Source organism: Paenibacillus darwinianus (genome assembly GCF_000598065.1).
Classification (GTDB): Bacteria; Bacillota; Bacilli; order Paenibacillales; family Paenibacillaceae; genus Paenibacillus_I; species Paenibacillus_I darwinianus.
In genome coordinates this window covers 1-3,396 of record NZ_KK082147.1, presented here as the reverse complement: position 1 = coordinate 3,396, position 3,396 = coordinate 1, and the positions used below count along the sequence as shown (strand labels likewise).

The window sequence follows — 3,396 nt, the reverse complement described above, 5'->3', positions numbered from 1 at the left end:
CTGCCATGGCAGCCGCAACGGCAGCGGCGGCTGAAGCTGAAGGCCTGTATAAGGAAGCCGATCGGGTATGAAAGAGCAGCGGCAACGGTTCCGGCGCTTCCGCCGGCTACGGCAGCACCTTAAGCTTAGCGCCCGGCCGGGCTGGCGGGAATATTTATACCTGGGCGGCATGGCGGTCGCCTTCATGCTGTTTATACTGGGTGAGCTTGTATGGCTGCCGGACCCGGTCCGGCTGCCGGGAGGGCCCCGTTGGATAGACGTTCTGAACGTGCTGGTTTATATGCTTGCGGTCGTCCCTGCGATGTGGGCGATCTCCGCATGGGCTTGTACAGGCGAGATGCTGCGGTCGCGCCGCCCGCTGCGCGGCGCGGCGCGCAGTCTGGCCGTGCTGCTGCTGTCGCTTGCGGCGGTTGCCGCGATCGTTACATTCCGGCCGGAGCCCATACGGCTCACGGTAACGGCCGGCTTGTTCGGGGCCGCCTGGATGGCTGTTTTCCTCGACCTGGCCTACACGGAGCGGCACTTGTCGAGACGCTCCCGGCTTACGATGTCGGCCTTCGGCGTCAGCGTCATTGTGCTGGGGTTGCTTTTCTGGCCGACGAATTACATGGTCACTTATCCCGGCTTGACCGTCGACATGAACCGGTACGCCCGGGCGGCCGGCGGAACGGTTCAGGGCAGCATCGACGGGGTGCTCGTCTTCGAGCGTCCCGCTTTCCCGGCAGACTTCCTATACGCCAAGCTATTTCCGCACTACCGCTTCGAGCCGATCGAAGAGCTCGGCATGCCGCTTGGCGAGTACGACGAACTGGTGCGTACGATGAAGACGGATGCCGATGCGGCCGGAAGCGCCATCGCTTTTCAGCGGACAGGGTCCGGACTGGGGATTATCGCGCAAGGCGTGCGAATCACGGGGATCGAGCAAGGCAGCCCGGCTTCCGGCGTGCTGCGCGCCGGCGATATCATCACCGGGATGTCGGGCAAGCCGGTCCTGTCGATCGTCGACCTGACGGACAGGATGATGAACGTATTGCCCGGCGTCAGCCTTGCGCTGACCGTCATGCGGGACGGTAAGGAGATAACGATCGCCGTAAGGACCAGGGCGGCTAAGGAGCAGCCGGAACGCGCGGTGTTTGGCGTCCGCATCCAGAACGTGCTCGTGCCGGACGTGGTGGGGGAAGTCAAATTCCGCAAATACCTCGTGCATGAAGGCGGGCCTTCGCATGGCGCAATGCTGGCACTTGCGCTCATCGACCAATTGACGCCGGGCGGCGTAACGAACGGGTTGCGTGTCGCCGGCACCGGCACGATCGGTCCGGAGGGCGTTGTCGGTCCGGTCGGCGGCGTGGAGCAAAAGGCGTACACGGTATACCGTTCCGGAGCAGACGTGTTTTTCGTCCCGCAAGGACTGGAGGACGAAGCGAAGCTTGGCGCGCCGCAGTTGAATGTCGTCCCGGTCGAGACGCTGGACGATATTATAAATTGGCTCCAAAAGAGAGTGAAATCATGAGTGGACGGAGGATCGATAGGGTCATCCGCGGCTAGAGGTGGACGCGAACCTGCGCCGAGCAGCCGGGAAAGCTCCCTCTAGTCTGCTTTCTCCGAGTGGCGTGTCGGATTAGATGGAATTTATCCCTGTATTTGGGTTATTTATCGCTGGAGGAGGCATTTTTCACAACATTAACCGGAGTTTTTCCCGAAAAAGGTTCCCATAGCCAGCACCCGGCCAGATTAGCAGGAGCTTTTCAGGCTCGCCTTGACGGGTGCCCCGGTAGGGCGGCTTCTGCTATAATGGAACGGTTAAAGACAAGCTGCGCCGGTCAACAGATAACGGCAGCGCGGCCATTGGGAGAGAGGGCAAGCGTAATGGCAAGGGAAAGAATCGAAGAGGTAGCGCTTCTGCGCGCGCTCGCGTTTCTCGCGATCGTCATGCAGCACAGCATCGCGGAGTACATCTACCGGGCGGATATTTTGCAGCCGGATGCGGTCATGCTGGGGATGCTGTTTCATTTCACCCGCTTCGGAACACCGACCTTCGTATTTCTGTCAGGCGTTATTCTTTTTTACAATTATACGGATAAGCTGGATTACGGCTCGTATGCGCGGAAAAGGTTCAAAGAGATTTTCGCGCCGTTCCTTGTGTGGACCGTTATTTATTGGGCGACGATATCCCTTGTGATGGACTACTCCTTCGCCGATCTGAACACATGGCGGGAGCTCGGACGGCAGCTGCTGAAGCCGACTTACGGCTATCATTTATGGTTTATACTGATGATATTTCAATTCTATCTGCTGCTGCCTTGGCTGCTGAAGCTGGCTGCTCCGCTGAGAAGGCTTGCGACGGGCCGGCCGGATCGCGCCTTTCAGCGTACCGTGTGGCTGCTTGTTATCGCTGCCGCCGCGTACGGGGTGCTGATGTGGTTTTCCTATTATCGTGCGGGCGCTGCCGCATCGGCTGCAGGCGGCTTGTGGGAATGGCTGCTGGTTTACCGCAACATGTGGTTCGTTTTTTATTTCTTTTATTTTATGCTCGGCGCGGTATGCGCGTACGGCTTGGCGAGGTTCAGGGAAGCGGCCGTCCGCTCGCTCGTCTGGAACGGGCTGCTGTTCATCGGGCTCTATGTATGGATCGGCTATGAGCTTCTGGGGCTTTCCATGCAGGACATGAAGCTCGGCGCATCGACCTATTTGCGGCCGATCACGTTCGTACTTATCGTGTCTCAGCTGCTGGCCGCATACGGCGCAGTCGTCGTGCTCGATCGACACGGCGGCGTGTTCAAAAAAATGCTGGCCTTCGTCGGCAAGCATTCGTTCGGAGGCTTTCTCGCCCATGCGTATATATTGATGTTCGTGTCGTTCTATACGCGGCAGGTTGAGTTGGCCGGCTATCATCTCCCGGCGGCCGTGCTAACGTTCGTCGTCGTCGCCGCGGCCTCGATCGGCCTGTCCAAGGCGGCCAGCCTGGTGCCGTTCGGCTGGCTGCTCGTCGGCTCGCAAGGCAGGTGGCGGCGTAAACCGACGGCCGGCACGGGCGCGGGCGGTTGAATGCAGTGGCCCGGATCGTGCCTGACAGCAAAATCGGTTCGTTGTCCTTCCATACCGAGACGGTGCAGCCGGCGTCCAGGCTCTCCTCAGCTCGTCGTCCTGGGACACAAACAATTGTAATAAATATCCTATATAGCCAATTTATAATTTGATAAATCTAACAAATATCTAACAATTGGTTGTTGGAGGCAATGCGAATATAGTATATTGGATATATTGGATTATTGGATGTAACAGGATGTGACAACAAACGACAGACATGGCGATAAGCCCAATCAGAGGTGGTCGGACCGTGTACAAGATACTAGTACAATGATCCCAAAATAATGTTACTATTTTCCAGTGATTTGT

General features: G+C 58.2%; 2 protein-coding genes. Both read left to right on the top strand.

The genetic code is table 11. From position 1 onward, the window contains the following. The first annotated feature begins 67 nt into the window (after positions 1–67). A complete protein-coding gene (locus tag BG52_RS05735; RefSeq protein ID WP_036581030.1) occupies positions 68–1,510 on the top strand; it encodes a PDZ domain-containing protein in 1,443 nt (480 codons plus the stop codon). A gap of 356 nt (positions 1,511–1,866) precedes the next feature. After that, entirely contained in the window at positions 1,867–3,045 is a 1,179-nt protein-coding gene (locus BG52_RS05730; RefSeq protein ID WP_036581027.1) for an acyltransferase, read from the top strand. Positions 3,046–3,396: the final 351 nt, after the last annotated feature.